This is a genomic window from Amycolatopsis sp. TRM77291, assembly GCF_054166285.1.
Genome location: NZ_JBSZHF010000001.1, coordinates 4200287 through 4220776 on the forward strand (window position 1 = coordinate 4200287; position 20490 = coordinate 4220776).

The following is a 20490-nucleotide window of genomic DNA, read 5'->3' on the forward strand; positions in this document are numbered from 1 at the left end:
GTTCCATGAGCACGACATCGACCACGTACGGCGCTCGCGACCACGCCCGCGCCCAAGCGGGCACGGTGGCCGAAGCGATGCCCGCCATCCCCGCGTCCACCTGGCCGGATCCGCCGCCCGGGATCGACCCGGCGAAGCTGGTCTGGGCCGAGACCGTCGCCGGTGGCGGCTACACCCACAAGGTCCTCGCCCGCGGCACCGAGCTGCGGCTGACCGACGTCGAGGGCGACGCCTGCGCGCATCTGCTGCTGTTCAACGCGGACCAGCCCTGGGAGCGGCTGAACGTCGCGGACACGGTGAAGGTCCAGTGGAACGCCTATCTCGGCGAGGCGATCGCGCTGCTTTCGGACCAGGCGCGGGTGCTCGCGACCGTCGTCACCGACGAGAGCGGCAAACACGACGCCCTCTGCGGAACGTCCACTGTGGACGGCAACGCCGAGCGCTACGGGGACGGGAGCCCGCAGGGCGGTTCGCCGTCGGGGAACGCGCTGTTCAACCTCGCCGCCGCCAAACACGGCCTCACCCCGCGCGATCTGCCGCCGAGCCTGTCCTTCTTCCAGGGCGTTCACGTGGAGGCCGACGGCGGGCTGACCTTCACCGGTTCGGCGGGCGCCGGCAAATCCGTGGTGCTGCGCACGGAACTGCCAGTGATCGTCCTCATCGCCAACGTCGCGCATCCGCTCGACCCGCGCCCCGACTACACGGTGACCCCGCTGCGCGTGCTCGCCCAGCAGTCCGCGCCGTCCACTCCGGACAGTCCCGAATGGACTGCGTCACCCGAGGCACAGCGCGCCTTCGAGAACACCGCCGACTACCTCACCGCAAGGGGACTGGCATGACGATCATCTCCGACACCGAGGTCGCCGCGCGGGCGCCGTACTCCACCGTGCTGCGGAAGGGCGAGACGCTCGCGATCATCGATCTCGGCGGCAACCAGGCCGTCGACTTCCTTTGCTACGACGCCGCCGACACGGCGAAGAGATACAGCGCGGCCGCCACGATCGCCGCACAGCGCAACATCTTTCTGACCACCGGCAGTGTGCTGCGCACCGGCGAGGGCGTGCCGCTGCTGACCGTCGTCGAAGACACCTGCGGACGGCACGACACGATCGGCGGCGCCTGCAGCAAGGAATCGAACAGCCTCCGCTACGGCCAGCACACGCGGTACCAGCACGCCTGCGTCGAGAACTTCCTGACCGAGGGCGCCAAATGGGGTCTCGGCAAACGGGATCTGGTCAGCAACGTCAACTGGTACATGAACGTGCCGGTGGAACAGGACGGCACGCTGGGCATCGTCGACGGCATCTCCGCGCCCGGCCTGGAGGTCAAGCTGCGCGCCGAGACCGACGTGCTGGTACTGGTGTCGAACTGCCCGCAGATCAACAACCCGTGCAACGGCTTCGACCCGACACCGGTCCGGATGATCGTCACCGGCGGTGACGCGTGAAGCTGCTCGTCGCCAACCGGGGGGAAATCGCGGTCCGGATCATCCGCACCGCAAAGGAGATGGGCATTCCGACGGTCGCCGTCCACTCCGACGTCGACCGTACGGCCGCGCACGTACGGCTCGCCGACGAAGCCGTCCGGCTCGGCCCGGCGCCGGCGAGGGAGAGCTACCTCCTCGCCGACGCCATCATCGAAGCCGCGTTGAAGACCGGGGCGGACACGATCCACCCCGGTTACGGTTTCCTGTCCGAGGACGCCGCTTTCGCCAGGGCCGTGGAAGCGGCCGGGATCCGGTTCGCCGGTCCCGCGGCGGACCATCTGGAGGTCTTCGGCAGCAAGCACACCGCACGGGAGAAGGCCGTCGAGGCTGGCGTCCCGCTGCTGCCGGGCACCGGACTGCTGGACACCCTGGCCGACGCCGAAGCGGCCGCGGCCGGGATCGGCTACCCCGTGATGCTCAAGGCCACCGGCGGTGGCGGCGGGATCGGCATGCGCGCCTGCGCGTCCGCCGCCGAACTGCGCGACGCCTGGGAAGCGGTGCAGAGTATCGCGGCCAAGAGCTTTTCGACCTCGGGCGTGTTCCTCGAACGGCTCGTGACCCGCGCGCGGCACGTCGAGGTCCAGGTATTCGGCGACGGCACAGGTGAGGTGATGGCACTGGGCACGCGGGACTGCACCCTGCAGCGGCGCAATCAGAAGGTGCTCGAAGAGTGCCCCGCGCCGGGTCTGCCCGAAGCGGTGCGGGAGAAACTGGTCTCGGCGGCCGTCGGCCTCTGTGCTTCGGTGCGCTACCGGTCTGCGGGGACGGTCGAGTTCATCTACGACCCGGTCCGCGAAGAAGCCGCGTTCCTCGAAGTCAACACGAGGCTTCAGGTCGAGCATCCGGTGACCGAGGCGGTGTACGGGGTCGACCTGGTCGCGTGGATGCTCCGGCTCGCCGACGGCGACACCGGGATGTTCGCCACCACGCCGTCGCCGCGCGGGCACGCCGTCGAAGCGCGGGTCTACGCCGAGGATCCGGCCGCCGGGCACCGGCCGAGCGCGGGCCTGCTGACCCGCGCCGACTTCCCCGAAGACGTCCGGGTCGACACCTGGGTCGAGGCCGGGGCGAACGTGACGACGCATTACGACCCGTTGCTCGCCAAGGTGATCACCGTCGGCGCGGACCGGGCCGAGGCGCTGTCCGGGCTGGGTGAGGCGCTCGGCGAAAGCCGGGTGGACGGCGTCCGGACGAACCTCGGTCAGCTGCGCGCGGCCGCCGCGGATCGGCGGCTGCACGAGGTCACCCACGACACCGCGACCCTCGACACGATCGCCGACCCCGAACCGCGGATCGAGGTTCTGCGCGGCGGCACGATGACCACCGTCCAGGACTGGCCGGGCAGGCTGGGATTCTGGCACGTGGGCGTCCCGCCGAACGGGCCGATGGACGAGCTGTCCCTGCGGCTGGGCAACCGCGCGCTGGGCAATCCCGAAGGCGCGGCGGGCCTGGAGTGCACCGTGGACGGTGTCTCACTGAAGTTCACCGACGACGCAATCGTTTGCGTCACGGGATCGCCATCGCCGGTGACCGTCGACGGCTCCCCTGTTCCACAGTGGACACCGGTCGAGATCCCCGCTGGCGGAGTGCTCGACGTCGGCACCGGGACCGCCGGGCTCCGCGCGTACGTGCTCGTCCGCGGCGGGATCGCCGTGCCGGACTTCCTGGGCAGCGCGGCGACGTTCACGCTCGGCGGTTTCGGCGGGCACGGCGGGCGCGCGCTGGCGACCGGGGACGTCCTCTACCCCGGTCCTCTTCCGGAGCAGGATGTCACCGGCCCTGTTCCCGAGGCCGAACGCCCGGTCTTCGCCACACACTGGGAGATCGGCGCGGCGGAGGGACCGCACGCGGCGCCGGAGTTCTTCACCCCGGACGACGTCGAGACGTTCTACGCCACCGACTGGGAGGTGCATTTCAACTCCGCGCGGACCGGTGTCCGGCTGGTGGGGCCCCGGCCACGCTGGGCCCGGGAGGACGGCGGCGAGGCGGGTCTCCACCCGTCGAACATCCACGACACGCCGTACGCGATCGGCGCCGTCGACTACACCGGTGACCTGCCGATCCTGCTGGGCCCGGACGGGCCGAGCCTCGGCGGCTTCGTCTGCCCGGCGACCGTGGTGACCGGGCAGCGGTGGAAACTCGGCCAGCTGCGGCCGGGCGACACCGTGCGGTTCGTGCCGATCACGACCGAGCACGCGGGCTCTTTGCGTATCGCGCCGGGCTCGGCGGTCAAGGCGAGCCGTAAGCCGATCGACGACGGCGGCATCCTCGGTCGTCTGTCCACATCGGACGAGAACCCCGAGGTCACCTACCGGCGCAGCGGCGACGACAACCTGCTGATCGAGTACGGGCCGATGAAACTGGACCTGGCCCTGCGGATGCGGGTCCATGCCCTGGCCGACAGGCTGGCAACGGAAGGGCTCGACGGCGTCGTCGACTTGACCCCGGGCATCCGCTCGCTGCAGGTCCACGTCGACCCGGACGTGCTGCCGGTGCCGAAGCTGCTCGGTCTCGTGCGGGAGGTGGAGCACGACCTGCCGCGCACCGCCGATCTCGCGGTGCCGAGCCGGACCGTACGGTTGCCGTTGTCGTGGGACGACCCGGCGACGCGCGAGGCGATCGAGCGGTACATGGCGGGCGTGCGCGACGACGCGCCGTGGTGCCCGTGGAACATCGAGTTCATCCGGCGGGTCAACGGTCTGTCCAGTGTGGACGACGTCTACCGCACGGTGTTCGACGCGGAGTACCTGGTGCTCGGCCTCGGCGACGTCTACCTCGGCGCGCCGGTGGCCACCCCGCTGGACCCGCGGCACCGGCTGGTCACCACGAAGTACAACCCGGCGCGGACCTGGACCGCGGAGAACTCCGTGGGCATCGGTGGCTCGTACCTGTGCATCTACGGGATGGAAGGCCCCGGCGGGTACCAGTTCGTCGGGCGGACCGTGCAGGTGTGGAGCGGCTGGCGGCAACGCGGGTCGTTCGAACCGGGTTCGCCGTGGCTGCTGCGCTTCTTCGACCGGATCTCGTGGTACCCGGTGACCGCCGAGGAACTGCTCGACCTGCGGGCACAGAGTTCGGCGGGGGAACTGGAACTCGACATCACCGACGGCGAGTTCACGCTGGCCGACCACGAGCGGTTCCTGGCCGACAACGCCGACGACATCGCCTCCTTCCGGGCGAAGCAGAGCGCGGCGTTCGAAGCGGAACGGCAGGCCTGGGCGGCGGCGGGCGAATTCGACCCGCGACCGGAACCCGTCGGGGCCAAGGTCCCGACCACGAAGGTCGAGGCGCCGCCCGGTGGGCACGTCGTCGAGGCACCGTTCGCCGCGACCGTGTGGCGGGTGGACGTCGAGCCCGGCAAGAAGGTCGACGCGGCGGAGACGCTGGTGATCCTCGAAGCGATGAAGACCGAGGCGCGGATCCCCGCGCCCGCCGCCGGGGAGGTCGTCGAGGTGCTCGTCTCCCCCGGCGATCAGGTCGCCCCCGGCACGCCGCTGGCGGTACTGGGAAGGAGCGCGGGATGAGCGTGCCGGAGCGGGTGCGCGCCGCGTACCACCGGATCGCCCGGGTCGACCGGCCCGAGATCTGGATCGGCCTGCGCCCGGAGGAAGACGTCCTCGCCGACGCGGAGAAGCTGGCAGCCCGTCGCGCGGCGGGGGAATCCTTGCCGCTGTACGGGAAACTCGCCGCGGTGAAGGGCAACATCGACGTCGCCGGGCTGCCGACGACGGCGGCTTGCCCCGAGTACGCCTACTCGCCCGCCGAGGACGCGCCGGTGGTGGCGCGGCTGCGCGCGGCCGGAGCGCTGATCCTGGGCACGACCAATCTGGACCAGTTCGCGACCGGGCTGGTCGGCACGCGAAGCCCGCACGGCGCGGTCCGGAACGCGATCGATCCCGTGTACGTGTCGGGCGGGTCGAGTTCGGGGTCGGCGGTCGCGGTGGCGCTCGGGATCGCGGATCTCGCGCTGGGCACCGACACCGCCGGATCCGGCCGGGTCCCGGCGGCGTTCAACGGGATCGTGGGGCTGAAGCCGACGCGCGGACTGCTGCCGACGACCGGAGTCGTGCCCGCGTGCGCGAGCATCGACTGCGTTACCGTGTTCGCGCGGACGGTCGACGAGGCTTGCGCGGCGTTCGCCTGCCTGAGCGAGCCGCGGGACCTTCCCGTGCTGAACCGCCCATTCCGGATCGGCGTGCCGTCCGAGCTGGGGCCGCTCCAGGAGGGATGGGCCGAGGCGTTCTCCGCGGCGGCTCAAGAATTCCGCGACGCGGGCGCCGAACTGGTCTCTGTCGACATATCGGCGTTCCTGGCCGCGGCGCGTCTGCTGTACGAGGGCGCGTTCGTGGCCGAGCGGTACTCGGCGGTCGGCGAGTTCATCGACGCCCACCCGGACGCCGTCGATCCAGCCGTGCGGCGGATCATCGGCGCGGCCAAGGACATCCCGGCGCACCGGTTGTTCTCCGACCTCGCGACGCTCGGGGATCTTTCGCGGGAAGCGTCGGCTGTTTTGTCCACTGTGGACTGCCTGCTGTTGCCCACGACGACGGAACACCCGACGATCGCCGACGTCGAGGCCGATCCGCTGGGCGTGAACGCCCGGCTGGGCCGGTTCACGAACTCGACGAACCTGCTGGGCCTGTCGTCACTGGCCGTGCCCGCCGGGACCGTGGGCGGACTGCCGTTCGGGGTGATGCTGGTCGGTGCCGCCTACGCCGACCGGATCCTCGCCGACGTCGCCCGCTCGGTGCCGCGGCGGACGCGGATCGCCGTCGTCGGCGCGCATCTGCGCGGGCAGCCGCTGAACCACGAACTGACCTCGCGGGGCGGCCGGTTCGTGGCGGCGGGGCCGACCGCGGCGGAGTACCGGCTGTACGCGCTGGACACCGTGCCGCCGAAACCCGGTCTCGTCCGGGTCGCTTCGGGCGGCGCGGCGATCGAGGCCGAGGTGTGGGACCTGCCGCTCGCGGGCTTCGGGGAGTTCGTCGCCGGCGTTCCGGCGCCGCTGGCGATCGGGAAGGTGCGGCTGGCCGACGGGAGCGAGGTGTCCGGGTTCGTGTGTGAACCCGGCGCGGTGGAGGGCGCCGAGGACATCACGTCGTACGGCGGGTGGCTCGGCTACTTGAGCCGCTGAGCGTCTCGTAACCCCAGCGTCGGTCTGGATTGGAACCCGGCTTGTGTCGCGAAAGCCACTTCGAGACGTCTGATGTCCCGAAAGTGGCTTTCGCGACGTCGCCCTGCCCTCGGACCGCACCGAACGGCTCACGACCATCCACCAGGCGTTTTCCGATTTGGTTGGCCTCCCGGGCGGTTCTGGGAACAACCTCACAAACCNTCGCGAAAGCCACTTCGAGACGTCTGATGTCCCGAAAGTGGCTTTCGCGACGTCGCCCTGCCCTCGGACCGCACCGAACGGCTCACGACCATCCACCAGGCGTTTTCCGATTTGGTTGGCCTCCCGGGCGGTTCTGGGAACAACCTCACAAACCCTGGCGCCCCGCCGGGTGCTGGGTAGCTTCGAGGTGGTGCCGACCACATCCATCTCCAGCCGCCGGACCGTGATCAGCGTGTTCGCGGCGCTGGGACTCGTCGTGGCCGCGATGGTGACGCTGGGCGCCACCGGCTTCGCCGTCAAGCAGGTGACCGGGCAGGCGCTCGCGGTGCTCGAAGAGGTCCCCGGACCCGAGTCCGGCCCGACCTGCGCAGTCGACAAGCGCTATGTCGACGAAGAGACCTTCGGCATGCGCCCGGACGTGATCGACGCGTGGAACGCCCTGCGTGCCAAGGCCAAAGAGCAGAACATCACGCTCTGCGTGAACGACGGCAAACGCAGCCGGGCCCAGCAGCAGCGCGAATTCGACAAGGCCGTCGAGCGGTTCGGCTCCGTGGAGCAGGCCAAGAAATGGGCACTGCAGCCGGAGACGTCCATGCACGTCAAGGGAATCGCCGTCGACATCCAGCCACTGAACTCGGCCACCTGGGTGGACAAGAACGGCGGCGCGCTCGGCTGGTGCCGCCGCTACGACAACGAGAAGTGGCACTTCGAGTACGACCCGGCCTACAAGACCGCCGGCTGCCCCGCCCTGCTCCCCAGCGCCACCGGCAACTAGCGCGTAACTCGCGTGCTTGGAGGCGTAACTCGCGTGATCAGAGACGTAACTCGTCCAGACACGCGAGTTACGCCTCGAGACACGCGAGTTACGCCTTCAATCACGCGAGTTACGCCTTGACCAGGGTTTCGGCGCCGTACTTCGCGGCCTCGGCGAGAAGCGCCTGGTCGTACGGAGCGTCCTTGGCCGCCTTGCTGGACATGATCGCGACGACGATCGGCGCCTTGTCCGGTGGCCACACGACGGCGATGTCGTTCAGCGTGCCGTACTCGCCGGTCCCGGTCTTGTCGGCGACGGTCCAGCCGGACGGCAAGCCGGCGCGGATCCGCTGGGCGCCGGTGGTGTTGCGCTGGAAGAGGTCGCGCAGGAAGTCCCGTTTGTCGGCCGTCAGCGTGTCGCCCAGCACGATCTCCCGGTAGTCGGCGGCGAAGGCCCGTGGTGTCGTGGTGTCGCGAAGGTCGCCCGGCGTCGCTTCGGTGATGGCCGGTTCGACCCGGTCCATCCGCGTGACGGTGTCGCCGAGGCTGCGCGTGAACGCCGTCAGTTCGGCGGGACCGCCGAGGTCCCGCAGGAGCAGGTTGCCCGCGGTGCCGTCGCTGAACCGGATGGCGGCGTCGCACAGCTGGCGGATCGTCATGCCGGTGGCCACGTGCCGCCCGGTGACCGGGGCATGCTTCATCAGGTCTTCCCGCGAGTATTCGACCCGGGTTTCCAGATGCGACAACGGATTGCGCTGCAGGACCGCGGCCGCGGCCACCCCTTTGAACGTCGAGCAGAACGCGAAACGCTCGTCGGCGCGGTGCTCGACCGTGGCGCCGCTTCCGGTGTCGACCGCATACACGCCGAGCCTGGCGTCGAACTTCTTCTCCAGTTCCATCAGCCGGTCGTGGAACTGACGCGTAGTGGGTGGTGGCGGAGGAGCGGGCGTCGGCGGCGCGGGCGGATTCCCCCGGGTGCAGGCGGCCAGCGAGGCGAGGACCGCCATCCCCAGCAGCGCGCGGCGGGTGACGGCCGGCCCCGGCGAGTTCATCGTGATCCCTCCCCCTGATCACTTCGAACATAGCAACTTCCCCACGGCCCCCGGATCGGCCAAGCGGCCGAGGCGGGTGACCCCGGGAGTGTGCCTTCGCCCACTCGACCGGGCCACCATCCTGGTTACCGACCGGTAACCGGGGCTAGGGTGCGGTCAGGACTACCTCAACTTCAGGAGCATTCGTGGCCGCAGGAGCAACACCGCTCGCGCCGAACGCGCGGTCGGTACGCAATGTCGCCTTCGTCGAAGGGGTGCGAACGCCCTTCGGCAAGGCAGGCGAAAAGGGTATGTACGCCGGCACCCGTGCCGACGATCTCGTCGTCAACGCCATCCGTGAACTGCTGCGGCGGCATCCCGGGCTGCCGCCCGAGCGCGTCGACGAGGTGGCGATCGCCGCCACCACCCAGATCGGTGACCAGGGCCTGACCATCGGCCGCACCGCGGCCCTGCTGGCCGGTCTGCCGAAGTCGGTGCCCGGGTTCGCGCTGGACCGGATGTGCGCGGGCGCGATGACCGCGGTCACCACCACCGCGAGCGGGATCGGCATCGGCGCGTACGACATCGCCATCGCCGGCGGCGTCGAGCACATGGGCCGCCACCCGATGGGCGAGGGCGTCGACCCGAACCCGCGCATCATCGCCGACAAGCTCGTCGACCCGACGGCGCTCGTGATGGGCCAGACCGCGGAGAACCTGCACGACCGGTTCCCGGCGATCACCAAGCAGCGCACCGACGCCTTCGCCGCGCGCAGCCAGGAGAAGTACGCCGAGGCCGTGAAGACCGGCAAGATCGGCCCCGAGCTGGTCCCGGTCGCCACCCGGTCCAAGGAACTCGGCTGGGGTCTCGCGACCGAGGACGAGCCGCCCCGTCCCGGCACCACCGTCGAGCAGCTCGCCGGTTTGAAGACGCCGTTCCGCCCGCACGGCCGGATCACCGCGGGCAACGCGGCCGGCCTCAACGACGGCGCCACCGCGGCCCTGCTCGCCGACGAGGACACCGCCCGCGAACTCGGCCTGCCGATCGGCATGCGCCTGGTGGGCTACTCCTTCGCCGGCGTCGAGCCGGAGGTCATGGGCATCGGTCCGGTCCCGGCCACCGAGAAGCTGTTCAAGCGCACGGGCCTGTCGATCGACGACATCGGCCTGTTCGAGATCAACGAGGCGTTCGCCGTCCAGGTGCTCGCGTTCCTCGACCACTTCGGCATCGCCGACGACGACCCCCGCGTCAACCAGTGGGGTGGCGCGATCGCCTGCGGTCACCCGCTCGCCTCGTCCGGCGTCCGGCTGATGACGCAGCTCTCGCGTCAGTTCGCCGAGCGCCCCGACGTGCGCTACGGCCTGACCACCATGTGCATCGGCATCGGCATGGGCGGCACCGTTATTTGGGAGAACCCGGCCTTTGAGGGGGCGAAGTAATGACTTTCACCGCTGAGCAGGCGAAAGCCGCCTTCCCCGACGAGGTCGTCACGAACGCGGTCACGCGTCTGGTGAAGGTGCCCGGGCTCGACAAGCCGGTCGCCCTGATCACCCTGGACAACGGCCACGACCACACCCGGCCGAACACCTTCGGCCCGCAGGGCCTGGTGAGCCTCAACGCCGCGATCGACGCCGCCTTCGCCGCGGAACCCGCCGCGATCGCGGTCACCGGCAAGCCGTTCATCTTCGCCGTCGGCGCCGACCTTTCCGGTGTCGAAGCGGTCGCGGACCCGGCGCTCGCGCGCGAGATCGCGCAGACCGGGCACGACGTGTTCCGGCGCCTCACCGAATCCGAGATCCCGACGTTCGGGTTCGTCAACGGCGCGGTGATGGGCGGCGGGCTCGAACTCGCGCTCTCCTGCCACTACCGCACGCTTTCGGAGAACACCGCCGCGATCGCGTTCCCCGAGGTCTTCCTCGGCCTGTTCCCGGGCTGGGGCGGCACGCAGCTGCTGCCGAACCTGATCGGGCCGGACGCCGCGGTCACCGTGATCATCGAGAACGCGCTGGCGCAGAACAAGATGCTCAAGGTCGCGCAGGCGGCGGAGCTCGGCATCGTCGACGAGGTCTTCGGCTCGGCCGACTACCTGGAGCAGTCCCTGCTGTGGCTGGCGAAGGTCGTCAACGGCGAGATCACCCCCGCCCGCCGCGAGATCGACCGCGGCGCGGGCTGGGACGCCGCGATCGCCCGCGCCAAGGCCATTGTGGACGGACGCACCAAGGGCGCGTCCCCCGGTGCGACCAAGGCCGTCGAGCTGCTGGAGCTGGCCCGCGAGAACGATCTCGACCGCGGTTACGCGGCCGAGACCGACGGGCTCGCCGAACTGCTGATGGACGACACCCTGCGCGCCGGGCTGTACTCGTTCAATCTGGTCAACAAGCGCGCCAAGCGGCCGGCGGGCGCGCCGGACAAGTCGCTGGCGCGCAAGGTGAACAAGGTCGGCATCGTCGGCGCGGGCCTGATGGCCAGCCAGATGGCGCTGCTGTTCGTCCGCCGCCTCAAGGTGCCGGTGGTGCTCACCGACGTCGACCAGGAACGCGTCGACAAGGGTGTGTCCTATGTGCACGGTGAGATCGACAAGCTGCTGGCCAAGAAGCGGGTCTCGCCGGACGGCGCGAACCGGCTGAAGGCGCTCGTCACCGGCTCGCTCGACAAGTCCGCCTTCGCCGACGCCGACTTCGTGATCGAGGCGGTGTTCGAGGAGCTGGGCGTCAAGCAGAAGGTCTTCGCCGACCTGGAGCAGTACGTCTCGCCCGAGGCGATCCTGGCGACGAACACCTCGTCGCTGTCGATCACCGCGATGGCGTCGCAGCTGAAGCACCCGGAGCGCGTGGTCGGGTTCCACTTCTTCAACCCGGTCGCGGTGATGCCGCTGCTGGAGATCGTCCGCGCGGAGAAGACCGACGACGCCGCGCTGGCGACGGCGTTCGCGCTCGGCAAGCAGCTCAAGAAGTCGAGCGTGCTGGTCAAGGACGCGTCCGCGTTCGTGGTCAACCGGCTGCTGCTGCGGTTCCTCGGCGAGGTGCTGGTGACCGTCGACGAGGGCACGCCGTTCGACGTCGCCGACAAGGCGCTCGAGCCGCTGGGCCTGCCGATGACGCCGCTGACGCTGATGCAGCTCGTCGGCCCGGCGATCGCCCTGCACGTCGGGGAGACCCTGCACGGGGCGTTCCCGGACCGGTTCACCGTCAGCGAAAACCTGGACCGCTTCGTCAAGGCGGGCAAGAAGGGCGTCTGGCAGTGGGACGACAAGGGCAACGCCACCGTCGACCCCGAGGTGGCCGAGCTCTGGCAGCAGGGCGACTCGCCGTCGACGTCCGAGCAGGTGCGTGACCGCGCGCTCGCCGCGATCGCCGAAGAGATCCGGATCATGCTCGACGAGGGCGTGGTCGCGGAGGCGCAGGACATCGACCTGTGCCTGATCCTCGGTGCGGGCTGGCCGTTCTGGCTCGGCGGCATCACGCCGTACCTGGACCGGGCGGGTGTGTCCGAGAAGGTCAACGGCAAGCCGTTCCTGGCCCCGGGCGTGGCGAGCGTGCCGCTCTCCTGAGCCTCGACGAAAGGCCACCGTCGGCGATCCCTTGATCGCAGGCGGTGGCCTTTCACGTTTTCCGCTGATTTGATGGCGAGCCGCTACGTTTTCGTGAAAGTCTTGGGCCCGTACGGGAAAGTTCGTCTCCCCGGCCATCCCCCGGGGAGACGGGCCGTCAGCGTTCCCCGGAGGGCGGGCAGTGCGGCGGCGTGGTCGTCAGCTGAGCGGCGATCCGCGCGGGATCGAGTACTTCGACCTTTTCCGCCGTGGGGAACCGCTGTCGCAACTCGTTCGCCCACCCTTCGACGTCGGTCCCGGCGACGGGCACGAGATGGACGGCCGCGGGAAGATTGTGCGGTGTCACCAGCTTCAGCAGCTCCGGCCGGTCCGCGAAGAGCTTCTTGAAGCGCTCGTACGCCTGCACCTTGGTTTCGGTGAGCACCCGGCGGGCCTTCGGATCGTCCTGGAGTGCCTGTGCGGCGGTGGCCATGTCCGCGTCGGCACCGACGGCCACGAGCAACCGGAGCCCGCAGAGTTCCCGCTCCCCCAAGGGGACGGGCACGGGGTCCCGTGGCAACGCCGCCGGGACGGGCTTCCCGGTGACCTGGTTCAGGACGACGACGGCCGTCGTCGCGACGGCCGCGAGGACCAGGACCGCGACCGCGGCGACCACCCAGAGCAACCGCCGTGACGCCTTCGGTGTCCGTTCCGGTTCTTCCACAGGGACGATCATCACACGGCGCGGTTCATTCGCCGTCCGGTCATCACCCGTTCAGCCGGGCTCTTTACCGTGCCGCCGGTGAACAGCGAAAAGCCCGGCGTCGACCGCCGCGGATTCCTCAAGCGCGCGGGCCTCGTGTCCGCGGCGGCCGCGGGCGCCCCGCTCGCCGCCACCGCCCCGGCGGAAGCCCTCGACCTGAACCTCGACATCGATGTCGACCTGCTCTTCGGCCGGGACCGCTACCGGTGGCTGGTGGGCGATCACCACATCCACACGCAGTACTCCTACGACGCTATGTACACAGTGGACGGAATCGCCGTCGACGCGCGCCGCCACGGGGCGGACTGGGCGGTGATCACCGATCACGGCCACGCCGCGCACGAGAAGTCGTCGGTGGAGCGCACGGACGCCGCGATCCGAGCGGCGCAGCGCGAGCACCCCGACCTCCTGCTGTGGCAGGGCATGGAGTGGAACGTGCCGGGCGCCGAGCACGCCACGCTGTTCTTCCAGGCGGGGGCGAACCAGGCCGCGAAGCTGCGGGAGTTCGAGCGCACCTTCGACTGGCGGCTGACCGGGACCGAGCCGGGCACGCCGGACAACGAGGCGCTGGCCGTCGCAGCGATCCGCTGGCTCGCCGCCGAAGAGCGGGCCCGCCGGATCCACGCGCCGGTGGTGGTCGTCAACCATCCGCTGCGCAACGGCCGGATCGCCCCGCACGAGATCCGCGCGCTGCGCGACGCCGCGCCCGGGATCGTCATCGGCATGGAAGGCGCGCCGGGCGCCCAGGCCGACGGCTTCCCGAAACCGCTCGGAAGCGGCGGCGGCGCGCGTGGCGGGTACGGCAACTCCCCCGGTTCGAACTCGTGGCCGGGTTTCCCCGCGTCGGCGTACCGCACCTACGGCGGCTTCGATTGGAGCACCGCGACCGTCGGCGGGCTCTGGGATTCGCTGCTGGCCGAAGGAAAGCCGTGGTGGATCACGAGCAACTCCGACTCGCACTACAACCGCGGCGACACCCACGTCCGGCCCGGTGTCCCGGACGGCTACTACGACGAGCACGGCGCCTACCCGGACCCGATCGACACCGGCGTCCCGCAGACTCTGCCCCCGTACGCGGACTTCGCGCCCGCCGAGTTCAGCCGGACCGTCGTCGGTGTGTCGCGCCGAAGCCACGAAGGCGTGTTGGAGGGCCTGCGCGCGGGACGCGTCTGGGTGGTCCACGGCGGGCTCGCGCAGGAACTGGAGTTCGGCGCGTACAGCGGGTGGAGCTCGGCGACGATGGGCGGCAGGCTGCGGGTGCGGCGCGGATCCGACGTCACGGTCGTCGTCTCGGCGAAGCTGGCCGCCCGGCCGAACGGCGGCGGCACGATCCCCCGGCTCGCGCGGCTCGACCTCGTTTCGGGACCGGTGACCGGCCCGTCCGCCGACCGGGACACGCAGACCGCCCCGGGCACGCGGGTCGTGCGGTCCTTCGAACCGCGCTGGGCGCCGGGCCGGCGGGTGGCCTTCCGGCACACGTTCCGCAACGTGCGCGAGCCGTTCTTCGTGCGCACGCGCGGCACGGACGGCAAGAAGCACGTGGCCGGCGGGATCGAACCGAGCGCCGACGTGGTCGGGCAGTCGAACCCGTTCGAAGACCTGTGGCTCTACGGCAACCCGATCTTCGTGGACGTGCGTTAAGCCCTGCCGCATTCAGGGGACTGAATGCGGCAGGGCAACGTGCCCGCCGGATGCCCTTACCGCATTTAGAGGACTAAATGCGGTAAGGGCATCACTCACGAGCCGAGGGTGTCCGGGTCCGGTCCCAGCCGCTTCCCCTGCTCCAACGTCGCGATCGCGGCGCCGTCGTGCGCGTCGAGCGCGAAGTCGAAGACGTCGATGTTCTCCTTGATCCGTTCCGGCGTGACGGACTTCGGGATCACCAGATGGTTCATCTCCACATGCCAGCGCAGCACGACCTGCGCCGGTGTCTTGCCGTGCTTCTCCGCGATCGTGGTGATCTTCTCGTCGGCGAGCAGTTCCCCGCCGCGCGCCAGCGGACCCCAGGCCTCGGTGACGATCTCGTGCTTCTCGTGGAAGTTCCGCAGCAACGGCTGCTGCAGCCACGGGTGGCATTCGATCTGGTTCACCGCCGGGACGATCCCGGTCTCCTCGATCAGCCGCTCCAGATGCGGGATCTGGAAGTTCGAGACGCCGATCGCCTTCGCCCGGCCGTCGGAGGCGATCTTTTCCAGCGCCCGCCACGTTTCCACGTACTTGTCCTGCGCGGGCAGCGGCCAGTGGATCAGGTACAGGTCGACGTACTCGAGGCCGAGCTCGCCGAGGCTGGTGTCGAAGGCGCGCAACGCCGAGTCGTAGCCGTGCTCGGTGTTCCACAGTTTCGTGGTGACGAACAGTTCCTCGCGGGGCAGCCCGCTGGTGCGGACGGCCTCGCCGACTCCGCGTTCGTTGGCGTACAGCGTGGCGGTGTCGATGGCCCGGTAACCCGCCTCGATGGCGGTGCGGACCGCGTCCACGACCTCGTCGTCGCCGATCTTGTACACCCCGAACCCGAGTTGCGGGAGGGACGTTCCGTTGTTCAGCCGAATACTGGGGACCATGGTCGAACAGTAACCCCAGGCGGGGGTCAGGGCAGAGCGGGCAGGTGCACGGTCACCGAAAGACCGCCGCCCACAACGGGTTCCGCGGACACCGTGCCGCCGTGCGCCTGGACCGCGGCCCGCACGATCGAAAGCCCCAGCCCGGCGCCGGTGCGGGCGGTCCTGGCGACACCGGCGCGGCGGAACGGTTCGAACAGTTCGGGGACCGCGGCCGGGTCGAGCAGGCCGCCGGACGACCGCACCCGCAGCACCGACCACTGTGGACCCGCCTGCGTGACGACGTCCAGCCACCCGCCGTCGACGTTGTGCCGCACGGCGTTCTCCAGCAGGTTTCCCGCGATCCGCTCCAGCAGCGCCGGATCGCCGAACGTCGGCGCGCCCTGGGTCGCGAATTCGACGCGGAGACCGCGTTTCTCCGCGTCCGGCCGCGCCGCGCGCCACGCGGTCGCGACGATCACCGCGAGATCGACCGGTTCCCTGGCCACCAGTCCCGCGCCGTCGGTGCGCGCGAGCAGCAGCAGCGAACCGACCAGCCGCTCGGCCCGCTCGGTCGCGTCGCGGACCACACCCGCCATCCGGCGTAATTCGGCTTCGTCCGCGTGCTCGTCGGCGAGGGTGACGTCGAGTTCGGTGCGGATGACCGCGAGTGGCGTCCGCAGTTCGTGGCTGGCGTTCGCGACGAAATGCCGCTGCGCGTCGAACGCGGCCTGCAGCCGGTCCAGCATGTCGTCGAAGGTCTCGGCCAGTTCGGCGAGTTCGTCCTTCGTGCGGACCTCGCCGATCCGCTCGCCCATCGATTCGATCGACAGGCGCCGCGCGGTGCCGGTGATCTCGCGCAGCGGTTGCAGGACCCGCGCGGTGAACGTCCACGCGAGGATCCCGGCCGCCAGCACGACGAAACAGAACGCGACCGCGCCGAAGAGGAGCACCCGGTTCCTGGCGTACACCCGCAGATGCTCGGTGACCGCGGATGCGTCGACGTCGACGCCGTCGACCCGCACCGTGGTGCCCGGCGGCAGCCGCGGGACGGCGGAAACCGCGTCACCGACCAGGTTCCAGGTCAGCCAGAGCAACAGGAGGCTGACCAGTGCCACCAGCCCGGTCGCGAGCAGCGTGACCCGCGCGCGCAGGCTGCGGGCACCGGACAGGTTCACCCGCGTGCGGTCCCCTGCTCCGGCACCCGGTAGCCGGAGCCGACGACGGTCTCGATGATGCCCGGCTCACCGAGCTTCTTGCGCAGGGTCATCACGGTGACCCGGACGGTGGTGGTGAACGGGTCGGCGTTCTCGTCCCACACGCGTTCGAGCAGTTCCTCGCTGCTGACCACCGAGCCGGCGGCCGACAGCAGCACCTCGAGTACGCCGAACTCTTTGCGGGTCAGCTCGATCGGACCGCTCGCGCGGCGGACGGTCCGCCTCGCCGGGTCCAGTTCGACGTCGCCCGAAGTCAGCAGCGGCGGCGCGGCCGGGGTCGCGCGGCGGCCGAGCGCCCGCACACGCGCGACGAGTTCGGGGAAGGCGAACGGTTTGGCGAGATAGTCGTCGGCGCCGAGGGAAAGCCCGTCGACGCGGTCCGAAACGGAACTGCTCGCGGTGAGCATCAGGACGCGGGTCAGCTCGCCGGACGCGACTATCTCGCGGCACAGGTCGTCGCCGGACATGCCGGGCAGGTCGCGGTCGAGCAGCACGACGTCGTACCGGGTGACGGCCGCCTTCTCGTGCCCGTCGTCACCGGTGAGCGCGATGTCCACCGCCATGCCCTCGCGCCGCAGGCCGCGTGCGATCGCGTCGGCGAGGGGTTCTTCGTCTTCGACTACCAGAATTCGCACGACCCTACGTTGCCACACATTCCTGAGAGTGACCTTATTGGACCGACCGACCGTGACCAGCGGTCTCGGATGTCGCGAAAGCCACTTTCGAGACGTCTGGTGTCCCGAAAGTGGCTTTCGCGACGCCCGGCCCCAAGGGCACCCGAGCCCTTCACGCCCAGCGCAAAGCGAACCACAGCCGCATCCGGATCTCCGGATCCGACAGATCCACCCCCAGCGCCCGTTCGATCTGCCCGATCCGGTGCCGGACGCTGTTGCGGTGCACGCCGAGTTCGGCGGCCGTCCGGTCCCAGCCGCCGTGATGCGCGAGCCAGGTCCGCAGCGTCCCGACCAGTTCGCGGTCACCCTTCCGGTCGAGTTCGCGCAGTGGCGCCAGCGCCTGGGCGGCGAACCCGGCGGCGGCGCCCGGATCGATCAGCGCGTCCAGCCCCGCGGTGCCTTCGGCCACGACCGGCCGTTCCAGTGCGGCGGCCCGCGTCAGCAGCAGCTCGATCTCGCCCGCCGCTTCGGGAAGCCGTGCGGGCGGGACTGGCGAACCCACGACCGCGAGCCAGCCGTCGGCGCGGAGCCGGTCGAGGTCGCCGATCTCCGGCGCCTCGCGGACGATCGCGGTGAACCGCGGCCCCGGCCGCAACCGCACGAGCGGGGTGTCGAGCCGGGCGCGCAGCCAGTCGTAGCGGACGGCGACCTCGTTCGGCCCCCGGCGGTACGCGATCCCCGCGACCACACGGCGTTCGTCCCCGCCGATCACGCCGGTCTCCCCCAGCAGCAACGCCGTGGCGGTGGCGCCCAGCCCGGCCGCGTCCGAACCCGCGCGGCCCGCCAGCCCGAGCAGCGCCGCCCCGACCGACAGGATCGAGCGGTCCGCGCCGTCGAACCGGGCGACGCGGCCGACCACGACCAGATGCGACGCCGTCGCCTGCGGGTACACCGGCTGCGCGACGACGTGGGTGCCGTCGGCCAGTTCCGTGGTCGCGCTGCGGATCCCCCGGCCCGTCCGGAGCGTGGCGAGGAGCTCGCGGACCTCCGCGGGCAGCGGCGACGGCGCCCCGTGGTCCGCGGCGAGGACGTCGTCGACGCCGACCAGCGCCACCCAGGCCCCCAGCCGCCCGGCCAGCGCGCCGGCCAGTTCGCCGAGCCCTTCACCGGCCGCCCTGGTCAGCGCCTCGCGCGCGATCGCGATCCGCCGCTGCTCCCGCTGCCCCGCCTCGGCGAGGGCGACCGACACCGCGCGGCTGATCGCCAGGAACGGCGTGCGCGGCTGGACGACCAGCAGCGGGAGCCCGTGCCGGGCGCACGCCGTCCGCAACGGCGGCGGCAGCGTCTCGTAGGCCCCCGGCGTGAGCCCGAACCCCAGCGCGGAGATCCCGCTTTCGGCCAGCCTCCGGACGTAGCGGTCGATCTCGGCGGGCTCGACCGGCAGGTTCACCCCGGCGGTGAGCAGCAGTTCCGCCCCGAGCAGGTACGGCGCGGGATCCAGCAGCTCGCTGACGTGGGCCCAGCGCACCGGGGCGTCGAGCGAGCCCGGCCGCAGGGTCTCCACGACCGGGTCGAGTGCCAGCTCCGGGTTGCCGACCACGGCCCGTAACGGGACATTCACATCCGCGTCGAACGGATCGTGGCTTCGGGTCATTTCATCCTCACTCCCGCCAGAGTTCGGATGGATCATCCCATGTCGTTCAAGCCGCGAACGAACCTACGGTGACCCGAACGAAGCGAACAGCCCAAGTCAAGGAGGACACCGTGGCCGGTGACTACGCGGTGATCGCGCTCTACATAGCGGGCATGATCGGGGTCGGCTGGTTCGGGCTGCGGCTCGCCAAGACCAAATCCGACTACCTCGTCGCGGGCCGCCGCCTCGGCTGGTTCATGTACTCGGGCACGATGTCCGCGGTCGTCCTCGGCGGCGCCTCGACGGTCGGCGGGGTGAAGCTCGGCTACACCTACGGCATCTCCGGCGCCTGGCTCGTGATCGCGATCGGCGTCGGCATCCTGGTCCTCCACACGCTGTTCGCGCGGCGGCTGGTGAAACTGCGGGTCTACACCGTCGGCGAGATGCTCGACCTGCGCTACGGCGGTTCCACCAGCACCATCTCCGGCGTGGTCATGTGGGGTTACACGCTGATGCTGACCGTCACCTCGACGCTGGCGTTCGCCACCATCTTCAAGGTCCTGTTCAACGTGCCGAGCTGGGCGGGAATCGCCATCGGCGGGTCGATCGTGGTGCTCTACTCGGTCCTCGGCGGCATGTGGTCGATCACGCTGACCGACATCGTCCAGTTCGTCATCAAGACCATCGGCATCCTGCTGATCCTGCTGCCGGTCTCGATCGTCTCCGCGGGCGGTTTCGACGGGATGGCCGCGCGGCTGGACGAGAGCTACTTCGAACTGACCGCCATCGGCGGCGACACGATCTTCACCTACTTCCTCATCTACAGCTTCGGCCTCTTGATCGGCCAGGACATCTGGCAGCGCGTGTTCACCGCGCGGACGCCGGGCATCGCGACCGGCGGCGGCGTCATCTCCGGCGTCTACTGCCTGGTCTACGGTCTCGCCGGCGCGCTCATCGGCACCGCGGCCAAGACGCTGTACCCGAACCTCGCCAGCGCGCAGGACGCGTTCGCGACCATCGTCGAGGACCAGTTGCCCTCCGGGGTCCGCGGGCTGGTGCTCGCGGCGGCGCTCTCGGCGATGATGTCGACCGCGAGCGGTGCGCTCATCGCGTGCTCGACGGTCAGCACCTCGGACCTGCTTTCCAAGCTGGGCCTGAAGAAGGCCGTCAACGAGGTCACGAGGAACCGGGTCACCACGCTGGTACTCGGCATCGCGGCGATCGGTATCGCGATGGTGGTGGACGACGTCGTCAACGCGCTGACCATCGCCTACGACATCCTCGTCGGCGGCCTGCTGGTCGCGATCATCGGCGGGCTTGCCTGGAAACGCGGCACCCGCCAGGGCGCGCTCGCGTCGATGGTCGTCGGCACCGTCGTGGTCATCACGTTCATGTTCGTCGACGGCGTCGAGGCCAACAGCCCGATCTACTGGGGCCTCGGGTCCAGCCTCGCGGTGTACCTGCTGGTCAGCTTCCTCACCCCGCGGACCTCGGACGAGATCCTCACCGTGTGGACCCGCCGCCTGAACGGCAGCGCGGCCGCCGAAGAAGAAGAGGCGAAACTCGCCGCTTCGCAGTCCTGACAACCATTC

At 70.4% G+C, this 20490-nt stretch carries 15 protein-coding genes; 9 read left to right on the forward strand and 6 right to left on the reverse strand.

Annotated features, from left to right (window positions below; all coding sequences use genetic code 11):
* Positions 1–5 precede the first annotated feature (5 nt).
* From ACXIZN_RS19270 to ACXIZN_RS19290, 5 genes are all read left to right on the forward strand, one after another.
* Positions 6–839, forward strand: coding sequence for an urea amidolyase associated protein UAAP1 (locus ACXIZN_RS19270; RefSeq protein WP_457956027.1), 834 nt, complete (start codon positions 6–8; stop codon positions 837–839).
* The gene (locus tag ACXIZN_RS19275) at positions 836–1447 is read left to right on the forward strand and encodes an urea amidolyase associated protein UAAP2 (RefSeq protein ID WP_126731570.1); all 612 of its coding nucleotides are present in this window, start codon (positions 836–838) and stop codon (positions 1445–1447) included. The genes ACXIZN_RS19270 and ACXIZN_RS19275 overlap by 4 nt, the downstream gene beginning before the upstream one ends.
* Complete coding sequence (gene uca / locus ACXIZN_RS19280) at positions 1444–5010, forward strand: urea carboxylase (RefSeq protein WP_457956028.1); 3567 nt, start codon at positions 1444–1446, stop codon at positions 5008–5010. The genes ACXIZN_RS19275 and uca overlap by 4 nt, the downstream gene beginning before the upstream one ends.
* Entirely contained in the window at positions 5007–6620 is a 1614-nt protein-coding gene (locus ACXIZN_RS19285; RefSeq protein WP_457956030.1) for an allophanate hydrolase, read from the forward strand. The genes uca and ACXIZN_RS19285 overlap by 4 nt, the downstream gene beginning before the upstream one ends.
* 388 nt (positions 6621–7008) lie before the next feature.
* Positions 7009–7596 carry a D-alanyl-D-alanine carboxypeptidase family protein gene (locus tag ACXIZN_RS19290; protein WP_457956032.1) on the forward strand — a complete coding sequence of 196 codons (588 nt, stop codon included), beginning with the start codon at positions 7009–7011 and terminating at the stop codon, positions 7594–7596.
* A gap of 109 nt (positions 7597–7705) precedes the next feature.
* Here the strand turns inward: ACXIZN_RS19290 and bla are convergent, their stop codons facing one another.
* Positions 7706–8626, reverse strand: coding sequence for a class A beta-lactamase (gene bla / locus ACXIZN_RS19295; RefSeq protein WP_457956033.1), 921 nt, complete (start codon positions 8624–8626; stop codon positions 7706–7708).
* A 185-nt stretch (positions 8627–8811) separates the two neighbouring features.
* Between bla and ACXIZN_RS19300 the strand changes: the two genes are divergently transcribed.
* Complete coding sequence (locus tag ACXIZN_RS19300; protein WP_192745365.1) at positions 8812–10044, forward strand: thiolase family protein; 1233 nt, start codon at positions 8812–8814, stop codon at positions 10042–10044.
* A complete protein-coding gene (locus ACXIZN_RS19305) occupies positions 10044–12155 on the forward strand; it encodes a 3-hydroxyacyl-CoA dehydrogenase NAD-binding domain-containing protein (RefSeq protein WP_457956034.1) in 2112 nt (703 codons plus the stop codon). Before ACXIZN_RS19300 ends, ACXIZN_RS19305 begins: the two co-directional genes overlap by 1 nt.
* 157 nt (positions 12156–12312) lie before the next feature.
* On the opposite strand, the gene ACXIZN_RS19310 is transcribed toward ACXIZN_RS19305, so the two are convergent.
* Positions 12313–12858: a permease-like cell division protein FtsX gene (locus ACXIZN_RS19310; protein WP_457956036.1), complete on the reverse strand. Its 546-nt coding sequence runs from the start codon at positions 12856–12858 to the stop codon at positions 12313–12315.
* Positions 12859–12936: 78 nt separating this feature from the next.
* On the opposite strand from ACXIZN_RS19310, the gene ACXIZN_RS19315 reads away from it, so the two are divergent.
* Complete coding sequence (locus tag ACXIZN_RS19315) at positions 12937–14538, forward strand: histidinol-phosphatase (protein WP_457956038.1); 1602 nt, start codon at positions 12937–12939, stop codon at positions 14536–14538.
* A gap of 95 nt (positions 14539–14633) precedes the next feature.
* Here ACXIZN_RS19315 and ACXIZN_RS19320 read toward each other — a convergent pair whose 3' ends face one another.
* The 4 genes from ACXIZN_RS19320 to ACXIZN_RS19335 all read right to left on the reverse strand — a co-directional run bounded on the left by ACXIZN_RS19320 (position 14634) and on the right by ACXIZN_RS19335 (position 18919).
* A complete protein-coding gene (locus tag ACXIZN_RS19320; protein WP_457956039.1) occupies positions 14634–15458 on the reverse strand; it encodes an aldo/keto reductase in 825 nt (274 codons plus the stop codon).
* A 26-nt stretch (positions 15459–15484) separates the two neighbouring features.
* A complete protein-coding gene (locus tag ACXIZN_RS19325) occupies positions 15485–16612 on the reverse strand; it encodes a sensor histidine kinase (protein WP_457956040.1) in 1128 nt (375 codons plus the stop codon).
* Positions 16609–17286, reverse strand: a complete 678-nt coding sequence (locus ACXIZN_RS19330; RefSeq protein WP_185927010.1) for a response regulator transcription factor — start codon at positions 17284–17286, stop codon at positions 16609–16611. The genes ACXIZN_RS19325 and ACXIZN_RS19330 overlap by 4 nt, the downstream gene beginning before the upstream one ends.
* A gap of 151 nt (positions 17287–17437) precedes the next feature.
* Positions 17438–18919 (reverse strand): PucR family transcriptional regulator, encoded by a 1482-nt coding sequence (locus tag ACXIZN_RS19335; RefSeq protein WP_457956041.1) that lies wholly within the window; start codon positions 18917–18919, stop codon positions 17438–17440.
* Between the two features lie 110 nt (positions 18920–19029).
* Between ACXIZN_RS19335 and ACXIZN_RS19340 the strand changes: the two genes are divergently transcribed.
* Complete coding sequence (locus ACXIZN_RS19340; RefSeq protein WP_457956043.1) at positions 19030–20481, forward strand: sodium:solute symporter; 1452 nt, start codon at positions 19030–19032, stop codon at positions 20479–20481.
* The last annotated feature ends 9 nt before the right edge of the window (positions 20482–20490 follow it).

Coding starts and splice junctions, on each gene's coding strand:
- ACXIZN_RS19270 (WP_457956027.1), top strand. CDS start 6: ATGAGCACGACATCGACCACGTACGGCGCTCGCGACCACGCCCGCGCC.
- ACXIZN_RS19275 (WP_126731570.1), top strand. CDS start 836: ATGACGATCATCTCCGACACCGAGGTCGCCGCGCGGGCGCCGTACTCC.
- ACXIZN_RS19285 (WP_457956030.1), top strand. CDS start 5,007: ATGAGCGTGCCGGAGCGGGTGCGCGCCGCGTACCACCGGATCGCCCGG.
- bla (WP_457956033.1), bottom strand. CDS start 8,626: ATGAACTCGCCGGGGCCGGCCGTCACCCGCCGCGCGCTGCTGGGGATG.
- ACXIZN_RS19305 (WP_457956034.1), top strand. CDS start 10,044: ATGACTTTCACCGCTGAGCAGGCGAAAGCCGCCTTCCCCGACGAGGTC.
- ACXIZN_RS19320 (WP_457956039.1), bottom strand. CDS start 15,458: ATGGTCCCCAGTATTCGGCTGAACAACGGAACGTCCCTCCCGCAACTC.
- ACXIZN_RS19335 (WP_457956041.1), bottom strand. CDS start 18,919: ATGACCCGAAGCCACGATCCGTTCGACGCGGATGTGAATGTCCCGTTA.